This is a genomic window from Phytoactinopolyspora alkaliphila (assembly GCF_010550695.1).
GTDB classification, from domain to species: domain Bacteria; phylum Actinomycetota; class Actinomycetes; order Jiangellales; family Jiangellaceae; genus Phytoactinopolyspora; species Phytoactinopolyspora alkaliphila.
This window is the reverse complement of sequence record NZ_JAAGOB010000003.1, coordinates 299377-316832: the sequence shown is the minus strand read 5'-3', so window position 1 is coordinate 316832 and position 17456 is coordinate 299377. Positions and strand designations below refer to the sequence as shown.

The window sequence follows — 17456 nt, the reverse complement described above, 5'->3', positions numbered from 1 at the left end:
GTGCGCGACGACGCAGTCTCCCCATTGCGCTCACAACGTTCCCCTAACAACGCCGGCGCGACGGTCTCAGTCTGGCCGTACGCCGCCAGCATGCAGATCGTCCGGGCCGAAGGCCTGCGGAAGCACCTCGGCCATGCTGAGGATCCCCTCTGGTGTGTCGACCTGCAAGGCGGCGCCACCGTGTTCCCACAGTAGCTGGCGGCAGCGCCCGCAGGGCATGATCCTGGCTCGGTCCTGCCCGCCTACGCACGTGAACGCGACGAGCCGGCCGCCGCCAGACGCGACCAGGGCGGACACCAGGCCGCATTCGGCGCAAAGGGTCACGCCGTAGGAGGCGTTCTCCACGTTGCAGCCCGTGACGACCCGGCCGTCGTCGACGAGCGCCGCCGCACCAACGGGGAACGACGAATACGGCGCGTACGCTCGCTGTGCCGCATCGACGGCTGCCGCCCGCAGGACGTCCCACTGGACCTCGTCGGCCCTCACGTGCTCACCTCCGCCCACACGAACCTCCGCCGAGTCAGTGTTCCTCACCGCGCCGATATCGCATGCCGTCGGCGGCAGGTGGCCGGAGCCGCTGCGTCGCCGAGGCCAGCACCGCGAGAGTGACCAGGTACGGAGTCATGGTGGTGACCTCGCTGGGCAGCGCGTCGAGCGCCAGCGAGCCGACGATGGCCGCTCCGGCCAGGACCAGCAGCACCGCGCTGAGCACGAAGCGCCGGCGGTACAGATCCCACACACCCACGGCGGCCAGCAGGATACCCACGAACAGCAAAAGTGCCAGCACAGCGGCCGAGCTTGACGCGCGGAGACGGACAGCATCGGAGTACCCGAAGAGTCCGGAACCGGCGGCCAACCCTCCGGGCCGCCAGTTTCCGAAAATCATCGCCGCGAGGCCGATATAACCGCGTCCACCGGTCTGTCCTTCGCGGTAGGAGCCCGTGAACAGCACCAGCATAAGGCCACCCAGGCCGGCAAGCGCGCCGCTGGTGATCACCGCGAGGTATTTCATGCGGTAGACGTTGACGCCCAGCGACTCCGCCGCTACCGGATTCTCGCCGGCAGAACGCCAGCGCAGGCCAAGGGCGGTGCGCCACAACACGAACCAGGTGAGCGGCAGCATGGCCAGCGCGATCAACGCGAAGGCGGTCAACCCGCTGGTCAGCCCATACAGGACACCGCCGAGGTCGGACAGCACCGGAAGATCGGTGTCCTCCAGGCGCCCGAGCAGGTTCGGTCCCGAGGACAGCACCGGAATGCTGAAACTCGCCGCGGACCCGATCGGCGGGGACTGGGTCGGCCCGCCGCCCTGCGCGCCGTCGGCGTAGACGGCCTCGGACAGGAACCGCACCAAGCCTGCCGCCACCAGGTTGATCGCCACGCCGCTGACGATGTGGTCGACACCGAACGTCACTGTGGCCAGCGCATGGATGAGACCGCCGAACGCGCCGCCGATCAGGGCGCCGAGCAGCGCTCCCCATGGCCCATAGTGCCACCCGCCGAATCCGGCACCCCACGTTCCGAGGATCATCATGCCTTCGAGGCCGATGTTGATCACTCCGGCCCGCTCGGCGACCAGCCCGCCCAAGGCGCACATGCCGATCGGCAACGCGAGGATCAGCATGGCGCGCGCGGTGCCGCTGCTGGTCAGGACAGTTTCCCCGGTGATCACGCGTACCGCGGACAGCGCCACGAATCCCAGGGCGAGGATGAGCAGCATCCTGCGAGTCCGCGAGAGGCGCAACGCGGCGCCTTCGGGGCGGGTCATGATCTTGGGTCCCGTGCTGCCGGTCACGACGCCACCTCCACCGGGGTCGTGGCCTGGTCCTGGGCGCGGGCGCGTCGTTCTTCACGACGACGCAGCCGCCGCCGCGCCACCTCGTCGACGATCAGCACAGACAGCACCACAATGCCCTGCATGATCGTCACCGCTGCCGGGGGAATCCCTTCGGACTGCAACCGGGGACCGGCACGATCGAGGAAGGCGAAGAGCAGGGCCGCCAGCGCGATGCCGCCTGGCCGGTTGCGCCCGAGCAGGGCCACCGCGATGCCGGTGAACCCATAGCCGGCGACGAACGAGTCCGGCTGGAACCGGTGCGCCGAGCCCAGCAGGTCGGACAGTCCGACCAATCCGGCCAGGGCTCCAGAGAACAGCATCGCCTTGACCACCATGGCACGCGACGAGATCCCGTTAGCGGTCGCCGCGAGCGCACTCAGCCCGCTCGCTCGCAGTTCGAAGCCGAACCGGGAACGGGAGAGGATGACAGCGACGACGACCCCGACGACGATCGCGACGACGACGAACCCGTGCACCGGGCGCCGGGGCTCTTCCAGGCCGAGGACGCCGAACAGTTCGTTCAGACCGGGGAAGTGCGCGGATTCGGGCAACCTGGTGGTGGCGACGTTCTCGCCCGCGCCGAGCTCCGGGTCCACGAACGGCGAGCGGATCAGATACGCGGCGATGCCGATGGCGATCGCGTTCAGCATGATGGTGGAGATGACCTCGCTGACGCCGCGGGTCACCTTGAGGATCGCCGGAATCGCCGCGTAGGCGGCACCGGCCGCCATCGCGATCAGCGTGATCACCAGGATGTGCAGAGGCGCGGGCAGGACGATCGCGGCACCGAGCCCAGCAGCCACGACGGTGGCGATCCGGTACTGGCCTTCCACGCCGATGTTGAACAGCCCCATGCGAAAGCCGATGCTCACGGCTAGGCCGGCGAGGAACAGCGGCGCAGCCCGGTTGATCCACACGCCGATCGAGTTGGCCTGCGCGACCGGGGTCTCACCGAAGTCGAACAGGGCGACGAGCGCCGCGATGGGGTTCTCGCCGATGATGAGGATGAAGACTGCCGTGACGGCCAGGGCGACGCCCAGGGCGACGAGTGTCGGGGCGATGCGCCGCCACCATCCGAGCAGGCGCGTCACCGGCTCTCCTCCTCCGTGTCGGCCCGCGCCGCCTGCTCTTCCCCGGCGGCGTCCCCCGTTGTGAAGCGTGCGCCTTCCTGCCCGGCGGCTCCGGTCATGTAGCTACCTAGCAGTTCCGGCGTCACCTCGGCCGGATCGAGCCTGGCGACGATCCGCCCGCGGAATAGCACGTAGAGCGTGTCGGACAGGCCGAGGAGCTCCTCCAGGTCGGCGGAGACCAGTACCGTCGCAAGCCCGGCGGCGCGCGCCTCACGCAATCGGTCCCAGATGGCGGACTGAGCGCCCACGTCCACGCCGCGCGTGGGGTGAGCGGCGACGAGCACACGCAACGTGGTGCTCATCTCCCTGCCTATGACGAACTTCTGCTGGTTACCACCCGAGAGCGCGTCGGCGATCGTGTCCGGCCCGGGCGCCCGCACGTCGTACTCCCGCATGATCGTCGCGGCCTCGGCCCGGGCAGCCTGCGGCCGGATCCAGAACCGCCCACCGGCGGGCGGATTGCCCTGCCACCCGAGCAGCCGGTTCTCCCAGAGGGGCGCGTCGAGAAGCAGGGCCTGCCGGTGCCGATCTTCGGGGATGAAACCGATGCCGGCCATCCGCCGCTGGTGAGCCGGCCACGACGTCATGTCGTCGTCGCCCAGCCTCAGCAGCCCGGCATCGGGCTTGCGCAGGCCCATGATGGCCTCGACCAGCTCGCTCTGCCCGTTCCCTTCGACGCCGGCGAAGCCGGCGATCTCGCCGCGCCGGACCTCGAAGGTGACGTCATGCAGGAGGTCAGGGCCGTCTTGCGAACTGAGCGCGAGACCCGAGGCCGCCAGCTCGACCACGTCGGTCACGGTCGACTCGGTGGTCTCCGGTGTGGGCAGTTCACTTCCGACCATCAGGTGTGCCAGCTGCCGCGACGACGTGGCCTGTGGGTCGTCCACGGTGGCGACCGTCGACCCGCGGCGGATCACCGTGATCCGGTCCGCCACCTGGCGCACCTCGTCGAGCTTGTGGCTGATGAAGATCACCGACAGCCCGGCGGCACGCAGTTCTGCCAGGTTGGAGAAGAGCGCGTCCACCTCCTGCGGGACGAGAACTGCCGTCGGCTCATCCAGGATGAGCACGCGGGCGCCCCGGTAGAGCACCTTGGCGATCTCGATCCGCTGCCGGTCGGCCACGCTGAGCTCTTCGACCAGCCGGTCAGGACGCAAGCCCAAGCCGTACCGCTCGGACGTCTCCTCGATCCGCTCTCGGGCCGCCGCGAAGTCGAGGCGAACCCCGGCCCGGGGCTCTGCGCCGAGCACGATGTTCTCCAGGACGGTGAAGTTGTCCGCCAGCATGAAGTGCTGGTGCACCATGCCGATGCCGGCGGCGATGGCGTCCTTCGGACTTCCGAACTCGACCGGGTGACCGTCGACGCTGATGGTGCCCTCGTCCGGCTTGTACATGCCGTAGAGGATCTTCATCAGCGTCGACTTGCCCGCGCCGTTCTCACCGACGACGGCGTGCACTTCGCCATGTCGCACCGCGAGGTGGACGTCGCGATTGGCGACCACCCCGGGGAAGCGCTTTGTGATGCCGGTCAGCTCGATGACCGGCGCTGGCTCGGCGTCCACGGTCACTCGGTGCGGCTGACCTCGATCTCACCGTCGATGATCTGCTGTTTGTAGTCGTCCAGCTCGTCGGTGATGTCGTCGATGAACCCGCCGCTGGTGGAGTAGCCCACGCCTTCGTCGGACAGGTCGTAGGACGTGGACTCGACGTCCCCGCCCTCGATGAAGGTGTTGATGCTTTCGAACACAGCGCTGTCGACCCGCTTGAGCATCGACGTCAGGATCGCTTCCTGCAGCTCCGGGTCCCCGACCGTTTCATACTGGTCGGAGTCGGTGCCGATGGCCCACTTGCCGGCCTCGGCCGCGGCCTGGAACGTGCCGACGTTGGAATCACCGGCGGGCGTGTAGATGATGTCGACGCCGCGCTGGTACATCGCCTCGGCGGCCACCCGGGCGCCGGCGGGGTCGGCGAACCCGGCCGGCTCCTCGCCGGGAGACAAGCGCTGGTCTTCAATTTCGATCGACGGGTCGACCGCCTCCACGCCCTGCTTGAATCCGGCGCCGAACGCGTTGATGACCTCGCCCTCGTTACCGCCGACGATGCCGACCTGACCGGTCTCGGTCTTCAGCGCCGCCGCCACTCCCATGAGGAAAGAGCCCTGCTCTTCGGCGAACGTCATGACGGCGACGTTCTCGCGGTCGCTGGGCGGCCCGTCGATCCGAATGAACTGCACGTCGGGGTACTCGTCGGCGACGGTGTCCATGACCTCGAAGAAGGCGTAACCGATACCGAGGATCGGGTTGTGGCCACCGTCGGCGAGCTCGCGCAGCAACTCATCGCGGTTGGAGCCGTCCGACGCGGGAGACAGATCCTGGAATGTGACGCCCAGTTCCTCGCCCGCCCGGTCGAGACCAGCCGCAGCCGAGTCGTTGAAGGACCGGTCTCCCCGGCCACCGACGTCGAAGGCCATGCCGACCTGGACGTCCTCTCCGGACGCGCCCTCACCGTCGGTGCCGGTGGTGGGGTCGTCGGTACCGTCATCGTCGCTCGCACATGCTGTGAGCAGCATGGCCGCGGTGGCGAATCCCGCGGCAAGTTTCATGACCCGGCGCACGGGCAGCTCCCTTCACAAACCTGACTCGAGCAGCTGTTGCGAGCCCGAGTGAGCGAGAGCGTATCCGTTGTGTCCGAGTTAGGGCGAGCTCAACTGGGTGTTGTTACCAGAACGCAAAGGAATGTTCTGAAATGAAAATCCTCCGGAGGCCGGGTGCGGCCGCCGGAGGATCGTTCGTGCGTCAGCGGACGGTGGCTTGGCTCTCCGCCACCGGCACATTGACAACAACCGACTCAGAACGGCCTGCCAGGTCACCGCCGACCTGCTCCCCGTCTTGCGTCACGCCCTCCCACGTGGCTGCCCACTCGACCGAAGCCGAGACAGGGTAGCCGTCGGGGTACTGAACAGAAGCTCGCGTGAAGCTCACCGTGCAACCCTCGGCGTCGCTGGATCCCGGCGACCACGCCTTGATGGCGAGAGCGGGCTCACAGTCCGCCCTGCCTGCGGGGGATGCGACGGTCAATCCGTCCGTCTGCGCGGTGACCTCAGCCCAGACGGTGCCGCCCACCACCTCGGCCCGGATCCTGCGCTCACCGTCGGCGCCGCCGATGCTCTCCTCCGGGTTGGTCACCCAGAACCACGTGTCGAAGCCGACGAGCGTCGCGCCGCCCAATGCCCCGGCGCCCTGCGGGTTCCGGTCGATCTCCGGTGCCTCGATCACCATCTCGTCTCGAGCCGCCTCAGCGAGGTCCTCGGGGTCGACGACCGGATCCGGCTGCTCCCCAGTGGCAAATGGCCAGTATGCGACGGGTATGTCCTCGCCATCGTAGTGGTTAATCTGAGGTGAGCACGCCATTTTGGCCTCTTTGTCCGCACCTTCGATCTGGTAGAAAGTGATCTCTTCGCCAGCTCCAGCACGCCGTATCGCGTCCTCGAAGACCTCATAGGAGGGCCAGGCGAAATAGCCGGCCGCTGCGTGCCCTCTGAGCCAGGGACGGATCTCTTCCTCGAAGTACTCGCGGATCTCTTCAGGGTCGGTGATGTCGACTCCTGGCATGACCGCAATCGGCTCCCACCAGCAGACAGGCGGTACGTGGATGGTGTAACCGTCACCGCCACCGCCCGGCGCGCCGTCTCCGGAGAGCCGTACCTCGACGCTGTACCCGCTCCCGGTCTCCTCGCCGCCGCCCTCTTCGCCGCCCGGGATGGCGGACGCGGTTGTCGGAACCAGCATGGCACCCGCCACGAGCGCGATCGTCGCGCTACGGTGCTTCAGACGCATGTACCCATACCTCAACAATCAAGTCCGGAACGTGCCGTATCGTAGCAGGATCGTTCCCAAGCAGGGCAGCGATCAATCATTCGGTCACATCCGCGGTCAAAGATCGTCAACATGCCTGCGCGTCCTGCTCTCTCGCGTTCGAAGCGACCCAGGTGCCAGATCGTTGCTGCATATCAACGATGTACCTCTCGGGGGACGGATACGGAGATACCGAGCCGCCGCGGAACTCGATCCATCCCGGCAAAGCCAGGCACAGGTCCACCTCAGCGCTGTCACCGTTCACCGAGACGTCGCGAGCCTGAAGCAGCATCGGCTCACCGGTGAACACCCATTCTTCCTGCTCCGCCTGACCGATGAACTCAATCAAACGGCCGAGCTGAGGCTCCACCGCCGTGTCGCGGACCTTGGACAGTTCCGCGTCGGCACCGAACAAAACTGCCTGCCAGCTGGCCATGAACCGGCCTACGCCCTCAAGCACCTCGAGCTCGTCGTCGGTGGCGTCGTCTGGCGGTTCCACCGGCAGCTCGTCGGGCAGCTCGATGACGTTCGGCTCGTCACCTGGCAGGTACGGCTGGGTGAATCCGGGCTCCGGCTCGGACCCGCCGTCGTCGTCCGGCGGCGGAGTCGCCGTCGATTCCCCGGATGCCGGCGGCTCGTCGAGGTCGGTGGGCGGCGGGCTGGTGACGACATCGGTCTGTCCGTCCAGCCCGGGAGGCTCCGTTCCGCCACCGCCACAAGCCGTGAGCACGAGAGCGGCCATCGCCGCCGCGGCTGCCACCCTGGCTGTCTTCGTGACGGTCACCCGTTGTTCCCTTTCCCGTGCAAAATCCAGTCAACGTCCCGTGCCGACACGGCCGTGTACGGGCTACGCGGACGGCAGGACTTCCGCGCCAGACGATACCGCCACCGGATGACCGGCAAACCCGCAATCACCGAACCAGCGATCCGCAGCCCCGCGCATGCCTCCCGCTGCGGCGACGGCCTCACATGGTGGACGGCGGCTGGTACACGCCCCACACTTCGCGCAGCGCGTCGCAGACCTCCCCGCCAGTGGCTCGGGCGGCCAGCGCGTCGCGCATCGGGTCCATCACATTCTCCGACCCCGAGGCGGCCGTGCGCAGCTCGTCCAGCGCCCGGTCGACGGCGGCGCCGTTACGTGACTCACGCAGCGCCGCCAGGCGTTCACACTGGGCCGCTTCCAGCTCCGGGTCAACGCGCAGCGGCTCGTACGGCTCGTCGCCGTTGGCCTTGAACTTGTTGACACCGACGACGGCCCGTTCCCCGGAGTCGATCCCCTGTGCGATGGCGTAGGCAGAGCGCTCGATCTCACTCTTCTGGAAGCCGCGCTCGATCGCCATGACCGCTCCGCCAAGCTCCTCCACCTGCCGCATCAGGTCACGCGCGGCCTCTTCGACGTCGTCGGTCAAGGACTCGATGGCGTAGGAGCCGGCGAACGGGTCCACGGTCTTCGTCACGTCGGTCTCGTGCGCGAGGACCTGCTGGGTCCGCAGCGCCAGCCTGGCCGCCTTCTCCGACGGCAGCGCTATCGCCTCGTCATAGGAGTTGGTGTGCAGGGACTGGGTGCCGCCCAGCACCGCGGCCAGCGCCTGCACGGTCACCCGCACCAGATTCACCTCGGGCTGCTGGGCCGTGAGCTGGACACCGGCCGTCTGGGTGTGGAACCGCAGCATCTGGGACTTGGGGTTCTTCGCGCCAAACTCGTCACGCATCATGTGCGCCCAGATCCGCCGCGCGGCGCGGAACTTGGCCACCTCCTCGAGAATGGAAGTCCGCGCGACGAAGAAGAAGGACAGTCGCGGTGCGAACTCGTCGACGTCCAGCCCGGCGGACAACGCGGCTCGCACGTACTCACGCGCGTTCGCCAGCGTGAACGCCACCTCCTGCGCGGGCGTCGCGCCAGCTTCTGCCATGTGATAGCCGGAGATCGAGATCATGTTCCAGCGCGGGATCTCTCGTTGGCAGTACGCGAAGATGTCGCTGACCAGCCGTAACGACTGCGCCGGCGGAAAAATGTAGGTGCCCCTGGCGATGTACTCCTTGAGCACGTCGTTCTGGATGGTTCCAGTGAGCTTCTCGCCCGCGACGCCCTGCTCGGCGCCGACGAGCTGATACATCAGCAGGAGCAGCGCGGCCGGCGCGTTGATCGTCATCGACGTCGAGACCTGATCGAGGGGAATGCCGCCGAACAGCACCCGCATGTCTTCGATGGAGTCGATGGCCACACCGACCTTGCCGACTTCGCCCTTGGCCAGCGGGGCGTCGGAGTCGTAGCCCATCTGCGTCGGCAGATCGAAGGCGACGGACAACCCACCAGTCCCCGCCTCGACGAGCTGGTGGTAGCGCCGGTTCGACTCTGCGGCCGTGCCGAAGCCGGCGTACTGGCGCATGGTCCACGGCCGCCCCGTGTACATGGAGGGATAGACACCCCTGGTGAAGGGGTACGAGCCAGGCTCACCCAGCTTCTCTCCGGGATCCCAGCCGTCGAGCTCGCTGGGCCCGTAGACGGGTTCGATCGGCAAGCCGGACTCCGATGTCGCGCTCATGATCGCCTCGCTCCGTACGACGGGTGATCCGTGAACCCGCGGGATGAACACGATCCCGCCCGCACTCTCACGGACCTGCTGCTTCTTACGAACCTATGCTCACTGCGGGATCGCCCTAACGTAGTGCCGCTTGCCTCCCGGCAGCCGTGAGAATGCCCACATCAGGAGATAGTTCACACGGACCGGCCTGCGCAGCCCGCCGTGATCACAGCAGCTTCCGCTTGGCTTCGCGTCGGCGCTTACGAGCTGCCTCGAGGTCCGCCCTCGCCTCGCCCAGTTCCTCCTCGGCGTCGTCGACACCGGTCCGGGCGTTCTCCAGTTCGCCCTTTGCCGCCTCGAGCTCGGCGAGCAGCCGCTCGACCTTCGCCTCCGCACTCTCCAGGGCGTCTTGCCTCTCATCGAGGGCTGTCTCGAGCCCGCCGACGTGTTCCTCAGCCTCCGTGACCGCTGCGTCGGCCTCCTCGAACTCCCGCTCAGCCTCAGCACGCTGTTGGGCCAGCCGGCGCTCCCGGGCGGTCGTGGCGTCCTCAGCACCCTCCCCGGCGTCCTCATCCTTGACGTCCTCGTCGTCGGCCCGCCGGGCACGGGGCTTCGCCGGCGACGACGGTCTCGGGGGCGCTCCGCGGCCGTCTTCTCGCTTCTCCCGCGCCGCCCGTGCCTGGCTGAGCGAGATGACCTGCGCGGCTCCACCGCCGGGGAGGCCGAATCCCACGTGCTGCAGCGGATGCGTGAGCCGACCAACCTGCAGCTCCGCCGCCACACCGGGATCGGCGGTCGCGGCCAGCAGTGTCTCGTTGAGCGCCTCGACCGCGTCGTGACTCGGCCGTTTGCCGCCGTTCAGCTTCGCGACCTTGGCCAGGAGCGCGTCGACCTTCTCTTTGCGACGGGCCGCAAGTTCGCGTAGCCGGGCACCGTCGCCGTCAGCGGTGGCCTCGCGCATCTCGTCGCCCACCCCGACGAGTTCGTCCACATCCTGGCGGTGGGCCCGCACCAGCTGATTGGCGAGCCAGGCGGGATGCGTCGGCTTCCGCAATCCCTTGATTCTGGCAGCGACGTCGGCCGCGCCCTGGCGCTTCGCCTCTTTGGCCAAGGCATCGCGAGCCGGTACGAACTCGTCGAGCGGCAGCCCGTACAGTTCGGTAGCGGCGGCGTCGAGGTTCATGCCTCCAGTGTTCCTGACGCGCGGCGTCACCGCACCACGTCTCGGCGTTCGGCTTACGCGACCCGACATAGTACCGATAGCCCGTAATGATCTTGATATCGCCCTGACGGCTGGTTGACAGTCGCCCGTGCATATGATGACGAACGGTCATGCTGCGTCCCTTCGGGAAACCTTTCCGCGTACGCCTGCATGCCCCCTGCCCCGGTATCTCACGGGCTGCTCACTTCACTAGATGATCCATACGAAAGGAACCACCATGCGCAAGACGCTTGCCTCGCGTCGCGTCATCGCTGCTCTCGCTGGCAGTGCGCTCGTATTCGGGCTGGCCGCGTGCTCGTCCGACGACGACGCGCCCGAGGACACCACCACGGAGGAAGTCACCGACGAGGTGGACTCCGACGAGCTCGACGTTGAGGATGTCGCGGACGACGAGGACACGGACGAAGACACCGACGAGGCGGAGGAAGCCGAGGACGAGCCGGCCGACAGCCCCAACGGCAGCGGTGAGCACACCGCCGCGCCCTGGACCGACCCCATCACCCTCCCCGGTGAGCAGATCGCCACCATCGAGGGTGACAACTTCCAGGTCGAGATCTACCAGGTGGGCGTGGAGCCGTCGCCCAAGGACGGCATGCTGGTGGACCCGGACAGCAACAAGCCGATTCTCGCCGAAGGCGACGACATCGTCTTCGTGAACTACGTCGTCACCAACACGTCCAGTGAGCCGATCAACCTCAGCTCCAGCCTGGTGGCGGTCGTCGCGAAGTATGCGGACTGGGAGTACCTGCAGGGCATGGACTCGATCACCGACCGTGACCTCTACGAGGCGATGGAGCTGGACACCAACGCCGTCGCGGAGCGCAGCGAAGAGGGCGTCTACCCGCTGGCGCCAGGCGAGTCCTACTCGCAGGCCGACAACTTCATGTACAAGACGGACTCGCCGGTCATCTTCGAGGCCCGCCTGACGCCGGTCGACGACGAGGGTGAGCTGCTCAGCGACGAGCGCCAGGAAGAATCGGTCGAGGTCACGCTCTCTTGATCGGAGCGTGACGGCCGCATGAGTTCCGGCCGGACTGGTGGCGTCGCCGCGGCACCAGCCCGGCCGGTTGCATTTAGTACATCACGTCGCAAGATGCCCGTCGCAGGGTGGTCCCCGAAGCGACACCTCGACGTCACCGACGACCGCCTCGGCAACGGCGTCGTCGTTCCGGCCGTCCGAGAACCCGTCGCGTCTCCCGCGGTAATCCCGCGGGGAACGAACCCGCGTGCGTCATCACAGGGACGTCAGTGGACCTGGTGAACCGAGGTCTGCTGGTCCGCGCGGACGACGAGGTACCGCTCGCCGCGGCCAATCTTCCTGCCGATGGGAATGTTCTGCCGCCCGTCACCGAGCCGCCCCGCGAAGAGCGGGGTCTGGTGAATTCTGTACAACGGATCCAGCCGGTGCAACACCACACCGACTTCCGCCGGGCGAGTCATCATCAGAACCACGCGATTATTTACCTGCTCGTACATGGCACTGCTGACGATTCTGGCTGATCCAGGCGGCGAGCTCACCGCTTCCTGAATTTGAGCCACAAGCAATGGTGGAATTGGCGCCAAGCCATCGACGACCTTAAGCCCGGGATTCTGCGCCTTGAGGGCGGTGACCACCGCCTCACGCTTCGCGCCGCGCACCGCACGCCCGAGAGCGACCACGTCCACGGATGCTCCGTCAACGGTGGTCCGGGCTCTGTCCAGATCCGTCTCCTGGATAACCTCCATACCGAGATGCTGCAGCGCACGACCCAATTCGTCGAGCACCCGAGCACGTTTACCAACGAGTAACACCCGTGCCACTCGTTGTGCCGATTCAGCCGTCATAGGCACCCCTGACCGCGCTGCGCTCCGCCAAACCCTTGACAAAGATCATGGACGTTCGTCTCATGAAAAGTCACGGCCCATCTCTCATGGTGAGATATTTCTCCTCACTTCGATCAATCCGACGCCTGAACGTCATCAGGCATTCACATCTGTCTCGCCGTGCAGCCATCGGCACCGCACACCGTGGAGGCCATGCGCGTCGTGATCATCACAGAGTCCTTCCTCCCGCAGATCAACGGGGTTGCGAACTCGGTCTGCCGCGTCGTGGAGCACCTTTCCGGTCATGGTCACGACGCCCTGGTCGTCGCTCCAGGCGACGGTCCGGACAGCTACGCGGGGGCGCCGGTCGTCCGAGTGCCGTCGGTGACACTGCCCGGCAATGACGACAGCGTCGTCGGACTGTCCACGAGGCGCCGGATCGCCGCCACCCTGCGTGACTTCCGGCCCGATGTCGTCCACCTCGCATCGCCGGCCTGGCTCGGCCGGGCCGGCATGAACGCGGCGGCCCGGCTCGGGCTGCCCACCGTGGCCGTCTTCCAGACCGATCTCGCCGGATTCGCCCGCGGCTACCGGTTCTGGCGCGTCGTCGGCGACGACGTGATCTGGTCCTGGCTCCGGCGTATCCACGATCACGCGGACCGCACGCTCGCCCCGTCCACGGCGACTATGGCCCAGCTGGCCACGCACGGATTCCCCCGGCTTGCCCGCTGGGGCCGCGGCGTCGACCTGGTCAGGTTTCACCCGGCGCACCGTGACGAAGGCCTCCGCCGCGACCTCGCGCCGAACGGGGAAGTCCTGGTCGGCTATGTCGGCAGGCTGGCTCCCGAGAAGCAGGTCTCGGCGCTCACCGCTCTGCGAGACCTGCCGAACGTCAAGCTGGTGGTGGTCGGTGGCGGGCCGAGCGAGGCCGAACTGCGTGAGGCCCTGCCCGCAGCGGCGTTTCTCGGTTTCCGTTCCGGGGAGGCGTTGTCCCGCGCCTACGCCAGCCTCGACGTGTTCGTGCACACCGGACCGGCCGAGACGTTCTGCCAGACGGTGCAGGAGGCGCTCGCGTCAGGGGTGCCGGTCGTCGCTCCCCGCGCGGGCGGTCCGATCGACCTCGTCAGCCACGGCAGCACCGGCTACCTCGTCGAACCCGGCAGCCGGCCCGAGGTCCGTGCGGCCGTCGAGCGGCTGACGTCCGACGGCCGGCGACGAGCGGCGATGGGGCGCGCCGCGCGTGAGTCGGTCCATGGCAGATCATGGACGGCGATCTGCCATGAGCTGCTGGGACACTACGAAGCAGCGATCAGCCGTCGCGCGTCGATCAGCGCCGTCGCCGCCGGCTGACCACGTCCACGTGACCTATTTCACCGGCTCGCGACCTATCTCACACCCCTGAGGTGACATTGACCACGGAACGGCTATAACGACGCAGATACGATGAACGCCGGTCGAAGCGAGACGCTCCGGCTGGGTGCGCGACCTCGTGAACGAGTCGACCGGTGCCACCAGGCATCAGTCCGCCCGACACGCGCCACGTCGTCGTGACGTGACCGCGTGCCCCATTTCGACATCGGCGAAAGGTAACCTCCCCGTGCCCAAGGCGCCGGCAGGCACGCTTTATCGCGGCCGCGAAGGCATGTGGTCGTGGGTGGCCCACCGGGTCACCGGCGTAGGCATCTTCTTCTTCCTGTTCGTCCACGTCCTCGACACAGCACTCGTCCGGGTCTCCCCCGAGGCGTACAACGAGGTCATCCACACGTACCAAACTCCGATCGTCGGGCTGATGGAGGCTGGGCTGGTCGGTGCGATCATCTTCCACGCCTTCAACGGCATCCGGATCATCCTGGTCGACTTCTGGGGCAAGGGACCGCGCTACCAGCGGCAGATGCTGGTCGGTGTCGGCGTGCTCTGGGTCGTCCTCATGGTGCCGTTCCTGGTCCGCCACCTTTCCCACGTCTTCGGGGGCTGATCATCGATGACCGCAACGTCTATCGCCGCTCCCCGCTCCCCCCGCCGGATGCGCTCTCGCACCAACACGGAGCTCTATGCCTGGCTGTTCATGCGCATCTCCGGCGTCTTGCTGCTGGTACTCGTCTTCGGCCACCTGTTCGTCAACCTCATGGTGGGCGAAGGCATCAACGCATTGGACTTCGCGTTCGTCGCCGGCAAGTGGGCCAGCCCGTTCTGGCAGATCTGGGATCTGCTCATGCTGTGGCTGGCCATGATCCACGGCACCAACGGGCTGCGCACCATCATCAACGACTACGCCGAGCGGGACATGCTGCGGATGTGGCTGAAGGTCGGCCTCTACACGGCGACGGCCATCACCATCGTCCTCGGCACCCTGGTCATCTTCACCTTCGACCCCTGCCCCGCGGAGGCGGCCGCGCACCTGCTGCCGTCATTCTGCCCGGCGCCTTAATCTCGGCACTTCAGGAAGGCTGATCACATATGCAGACTCACCAGTACGACGTGGTGATCATCGGTGCCGGCGGCGCCGGGATGCGAGCCGCCCTGGAAGCCGGACAGCGGGCCCGCACCGCGGTGATCACCAAGCTGTACCCGACCCGCTCGCACACCGGCGCTGCCCAGGGCGGCATGTGCGCCGCACTCGCCAACGTCGAAGACGACAACTGGGAGTGGCACACCTTCGACACCGTCAAGGGCGGCGACTTCCTGGTGGACCAGGATGCGGCCGAGATCATGGCCAAGGAGGCCATCGACGCCGTCCTCGACCTGGAGAAGATGGGGCTGCCTTTCAACCGGACCCCCGATGGCACCATCGACCAGCGACGCTTCGGCGGGCACACCCGCAACCACGGTGAGGCCGCTGTGCGCCGGGCATGCTATTCGGCCGACCGTACCGGCCACATGATCCTGCAGACGCTCTACCAGCAGTGTCTCAAGCACGAGGTGGAGTTCTTCAGCGAGTTCTACGTGCTCGACCTGATCTTCAGCGAGATCGACGGCGAGCGCCGGACCGCGGGGGTCGTCGCCTACGACCTCGCCAGCGGTGAGATCCACGTGTTCCGGGCCAAGTCCGTGGTGTTCGCCACTGGCGGCGCGGGCAAGGTCTACAAGACGACATCCAACGCGCACACCCTCACCGGCGACGGCATGGCCATCGCCTACCGCCGCGGTGTCCCGCTCGAGGACATGGAGTTCTTCCAGTTCCACCCGACGGGTCTGGCCGGGCTCGGCATCCTGCTGTCCGAGGCCGCCCGGGGCGAGGGCGCGATCCTGCGCAACAGTGAGGGCGAGCGGTTCATGGAGCGCTACGCCCCGACGCTGAAGGACCTGGCCCCGCGGGACGTCGTCGCTCGCGCCATGGCGAACGAGGTGCGCGAGGGCCGCGGCGCCGGACCCAACAAGGACTACGTCCTGCTGGACCTCACTCACCTCGAGCCCGCGCACATCGACGCGAAGTTGCCGGACATCACCGAGTTCGCCCGGACCTACCTCGGTATCGAGCCGTACACGGAGCCGGTTCCGGTCTTCCCCACCGCCCACTACGCGATGGGCGGCATCCCCACCACCGTCGAGACCGAGGTCCTGGCCAGCAACGACCACGTCATTCCCGGCCTGTTCGCCGCCGGAGAGGTGGCATGCGTCAGCGTCCACGGCGCGAACCGCCTGGGTACGAACTCCCTGCTCGACATCAATGTGTTCGGCCGGCGCGCCGGTATCGCCGCGGCTGCCTTCGCCGCCAAGGCACCCTGGGTGGACCTGCCCGAGTCGCCGGAGAGCCAGACCGTCGCGATGCTCGAGGGCATGCGCAGCCGGGACGACGGCGAACGCGTCGCCGAGGTCCGGCGTGCGCTGCAGGAGACCATGGACGCCAATGCCCAGGTCTTCCGCTCCGAGGCGACACTGAAGCAGGCGCTGGCCGACATCGGCGTGCTGCGCGAACGCTTCGAGCGGGTCTCGGTGCAGGACAAGGGCAAGCGGTTCAACACCGATCTGCTCGAGGCCCTGGAACTCGGATTCCTCCTCGACCTCGCCGAGGTGATCGTCGTCGGAGCCCTGGAACGCAAGGAGTCGCGCGGCGGGCATTTCCGCGAGGACTACCAGAACCGCGACGACGTCAACTACATGCGCCACACGATGGCGTACCGGACCGTGAATGAGGACGGGAGCGCCAGCGTCCGGCTGGACTACAAGCCCGTCGTCATCACCCGTTACCAGCCGATGGAGCGTAAGTTCTGATGACGTTGACTGCCGAGGCACCTGTCCAAGACTCGCCCGCCGCCGGTGCCATCCCGTCGTTCCAGGTCACGCTGAAGCTGCGCCGGTTCAACCCGGAGTCGGACACCGAGCCACGCTGGGAAGAGCACACGCTCACCATGCACGGCACGGACCGCGTGCTCGACGCGCTGCACAAGATCAAGTGGGAGATCGACGGCTCGCTGACCTTCCGCCGGTCCTGCGCACACGGGATCTGCGGCTCGGACGCGATGCGGATCAATGGCCGCAACCGGCTCGCCTGCAAGACGCTGCTCAAAGACCTCCCGCTGGACAAGCCGGTGGTGGTGGAGCCGATCAAGGGTCTCGCGGTGATGAAGGACCTGATCGTCGACATGGAGCCGTTCTATTCGGCCTACAAGTCGATCATGCCGTTCCTGGTCACCACGGGCAACGATCCTTCCCGGGAGCGTCGGCAGTCGCCGGAGGAGCGCGAGCGCTTCGATGACACCACCAAGTGCATCCTGTGCGCGGCGTGCACCACGTCCTGCCCCGTGTACTGGTCCGACGGGCAGTACTTCGGCCCGCAGGCGATCGTCGGAGCACACCGGTTCATCTTCGACTCGCGGGACGAAGGCGCCGAGCAGCGGCTGGAGATCCTCAACGACCGGGAAGGCGTGTGGCGCTGCCGCACCACGTTCAACTGCACCGACGCGTGCCCGCGAGGCATCGAGGTCACCAAAGCCATCCAAGAGGTCAAGCGCGCCCTCCTCTTCCGCCGCGTCTAACCTTGCCGTTTGGTCACCTGATCGTCGTTTTGTCGCCTGATCGTTTTCCGGCGGGCGATCAGATGCGCAAACCCTGAACGACGACGCGGATACGTCACCTGATCTCGTC

16 protein-coding genes are annotated in these 17456 nt (G+C 67.2%); 6 read left to right on the top strand and 10 right to left on the bottom strand.

The window, feature by feature from the left end; genetic code table 11:
* Positions 1-66 precede the first annotated feature (66 nt).
* The 9 genes from G1H11_RS07470 to G1H11_RS07430 all read right to left on the bottom strand — a co-directional run bounded on the left by G1H11_RS07470 (position 67) and on the right by G1H11_RS07430 (position 10529).
* Positions 67-486, bottom strand: a complete 420-nt coding sequence (locus G1H11_RS07470) for a cytidine deaminase (RefSeq protein ID WP_343074822.1) — start codon at positions 484-486, stop codon at positions 67-69.
* A 34-nt stretch (positions 487-520) separates the two neighbouring features.
* Positions 521-1768: an ABC transporter permease gene (locus G1H11_RS07465; protein ID WP_163817905.1), complete on the bottom strand. Its 1248-nt coding sequence runs from the start codon at positions 1766-1768 to the stop codon at positions 521-523.
* Between the two features lie 23 nt (positions 1769-1791).
* On the bottom strand, positions 1792-2928 hold the full coding sequence (locus G1H11_RS07460) for an ABC transporter permease subunit (protein ID WP_163817573.1): 1137 nt from the start codon (positions 2926-2928) through the stop codon (positions 1792-1794).
* On the bottom strand, positions 2925-4529 hold the full coding sequence (locus G1H11_RS07455) for an ABC transporter ATP-binding protein (RefSeq protein WP_216843539.1): 1605 nt from the start codon (positions 4527-4529) through the stop codon (positions 2925-2927). Before G1H11_RS07455 ends, G1H11_RS07460 begins: the two co-directional genes overlap by 4 nt.
* Before the next feature lie 2 nt (positions 4530-4531).
* Positions 4532-5581, bottom strand: a complete 1050-nt coding sequence (locus tag G1H11_RS07450; protein WP_216843538.1) for a BMP family lipoprotein — start codon at positions 5579-5581, stop codon at positions 4532-4534.
* Positions 5582-5762: 181 nt separating this feature from the next.
* Positions 5763-6803 carry a hypothetical protein gene (locus G1H11_RS07445; protein WP_163817571.1) on the bottom strand — a complete coding sequence of 347 codons (1041 nt, stop codon included), beginning with the start codon at positions 6801-6803 and terminating at the stop codon, positions 5763-5765.
* Positions 6804-6909: 106 nt separating this feature from the next.
* Complete coding sequence (locus G1H11_RS07440) at positions 6910-7605, bottom strand: hypothetical protein (RefSeq protein WP_163817569.1); 696 nt, start codon at positions 7603-7605, stop codon at positions 6910-6912.
* Positions 7606-7786: 181 nt separating this feature from the next.
* The gene (locus G1H11_RS07435; protein ID WP_163817567.1) at positions 7787-9367 is read right to left on the bottom strand and encodes an acyl-CoA mutase large subunit family protein; all 1581 of its coding nucleotides are present in this window, start codon (positions 9365-9367) and stop codon (positions 7787-7789) included.
* Positions 9368-9572: 205 nt separating this feature from the next.
* Complete coding sequence (locus tag G1H11_RS07430; protein WP_163817565.1) at positions 9573-10529, bottom strand: hypothetical protein; 957 nt, start codon at positions 10527-10529, stop codon at positions 9573-9575.
* A gap of 256 nt (positions 10530-10785) precedes the next feature.
* Between G1H11_RS07430 and G1H11_RS07425 the strand changes: the two genes are divergently transcribed.
* Positions 10786-11568, top strand: a complete 783-nt coding sequence (locus tag G1H11_RS07425; protein WP_163817563.1) for a hypothetical protein — start codon at positions 10786-10788, stop codon at positions 11566-11568.
* Positions 11569-11813: 245 nt separating this feature from the next.
* Here G1H11_RS07425 and G1H11_RS07420 read toward each other — a convergent pair whose 3' ends face one another.
* Positions 11814-12392, bottom strand: coding sequence for a hypothetical protein (locus G1H11_RS07420; protein ID WP_163817561.1), 579 nt, complete (start codon positions 12390-12392; stop codon positions 11814-11816).
* Positions 12393-12584: 192 nt separating this feature from the next.
* Between G1H11_RS07420 and G1H11_RS07415 the strand changes: the two genes are divergently transcribed.
* The 5 genes from G1H11_RS07415 to G1H11_RS07395 all read left to right on the top strand — a co-directional run bounded on the left by G1H11_RS07415 (position 12585) and on the right by G1H11_RS07395 (position 17347).
* Positions 12585-13721 carry a glycosyltransferase family 4 protein gene (locus G1H11_RS07415; RefSeq protein WP_163817559.1) on the top strand — a complete coding sequence of 379 codons (1137 nt, stop codon included), beginning with the start codon at positions 12585-12587 and terminating at the stop codon, positions 13719-13721.
* 247 nt (positions 13722-13968) lie between these two features.
* Positions 13969-14346 carry a succinate dehydrogenase, cytochrome b556 subunit gene (gene sdhC, locus G1H11_RS07410; protein WP_163817557.1) on the top strand — a complete coding sequence of 126 codons (378 nt, stop codon included), beginning with the start codon at positions 13969-13971 and terminating at the stop codon, positions 14344-14346.
* Positions 14347-14352: 6 nt separating this feature from the next.
* Positions 14353-14799, top strand: coding sequence for a succinate dehydrogenase hydrophobic membrane anchor subunit (locus tag G1H11_RS07405; protein ID WP_163817555.1), 447 nt, complete (start codon positions 14353-14355; stop codon positions 14797-14799).
* A gap of 29 nt (positions 14800-14828) precedes the next feature.
* Positions 14829-16583 carry a succinate dehydrogenase flavoprotein subunit gene (gene sdhA, locus G1H11_RS07400; RefSeq protein WP_163817554.1) on the top strand — a complete coding sequence of 585 codons (1755 nt, stop codon included), beginning with the start codon at positions 14829-14831 and terminating at the stop codon, positions 16581-16583.
* On the top strand, positions 16583-17347 hold the full coding sequence (locus G1H11_RS07395) for a succinate dehydrogenase iron-sulfur subunit (RefSeq protein ID WP_163817552.1): 765 nt from the start codon (positions 16583-16585) through the stop codon (positions 17345-17347). The genes sdhA and G1H11_RS07395 overlap by 1 nt, the downstream gene beginning before the upstream one ends.
* Positions 17348-17456: the final 109 nt, after the last annotated feature.

Coding starts and splice junctions, on each gene's coding strand:
- G1H11_RS07465 (WP_163817905.1), bottom strand. CDS start 1,768: ATGACCCGCCCCGAAGGCGCCGCGTTGCGCCTCTCGCGGACTCGCAGG.
- G1H11_RS07445 (WP_163817571.1), bottom strand. CDS start 6,803: ATGCGTCTGAAGCACCGTAGCGCGACGATCGCGCTCGTGGCGGGTGCC.
- G1H11_RS07435 (WP_163817567.1), bottom strand. CDS start 9,367: ATGAGCGCGACATCGGAGTCCGGCTTGCCGATCGAACCCGTCTACGGG.
- G1H11_RS07430 (WP_163817565.1), bottom strand. CDS start 10,529: ATGAACCTCGACGCCGCCGCTACCGAACTGTACGGGCTGCCGCTCGAC.
- G1H11_RS07425 (WP_163817563.1), top strand. CDS start 10,786: ATGCGCAAGACGCTTGCCTCGCGTCGCGTCATCGCTGCTCTCGCTGGC.
- G1H11_RS07420 (WP_163817561.1), bottom strand. CDS start 12,392: ATGACGGCTGAATCGGCACAACGAGTGGCACGGGTGTTACTCGTTGGT.
- G1H11_RS07415 (WP_163817559.1), top strand. CDS start 12,585: ATGCGCGTCGTGATCATCACAGAGTCCTTCCTCCCGCAGATCAACGGG.
- G1H11_RS07405 (WP_163817555.1), top strand. CDS start 14,353: ATGACCGCAACGTCTATCGCCGCTCCCCGCTCCCCCCGCCGGATGCGC.
- sdhA (WP_163817554.1), top strand. CDS start 14,829: ATGCAGACTCACCAGTACGACGTGGTGATCATCGGTGCCGGCGGCGCC.
- G1H11_RS07395 (WP_163817552.1), top strand. CDS start 16,583: ATGACGTTGACTGCCGAGGCACCTGTCCAAGACTCGCCCGCCGCCGGT.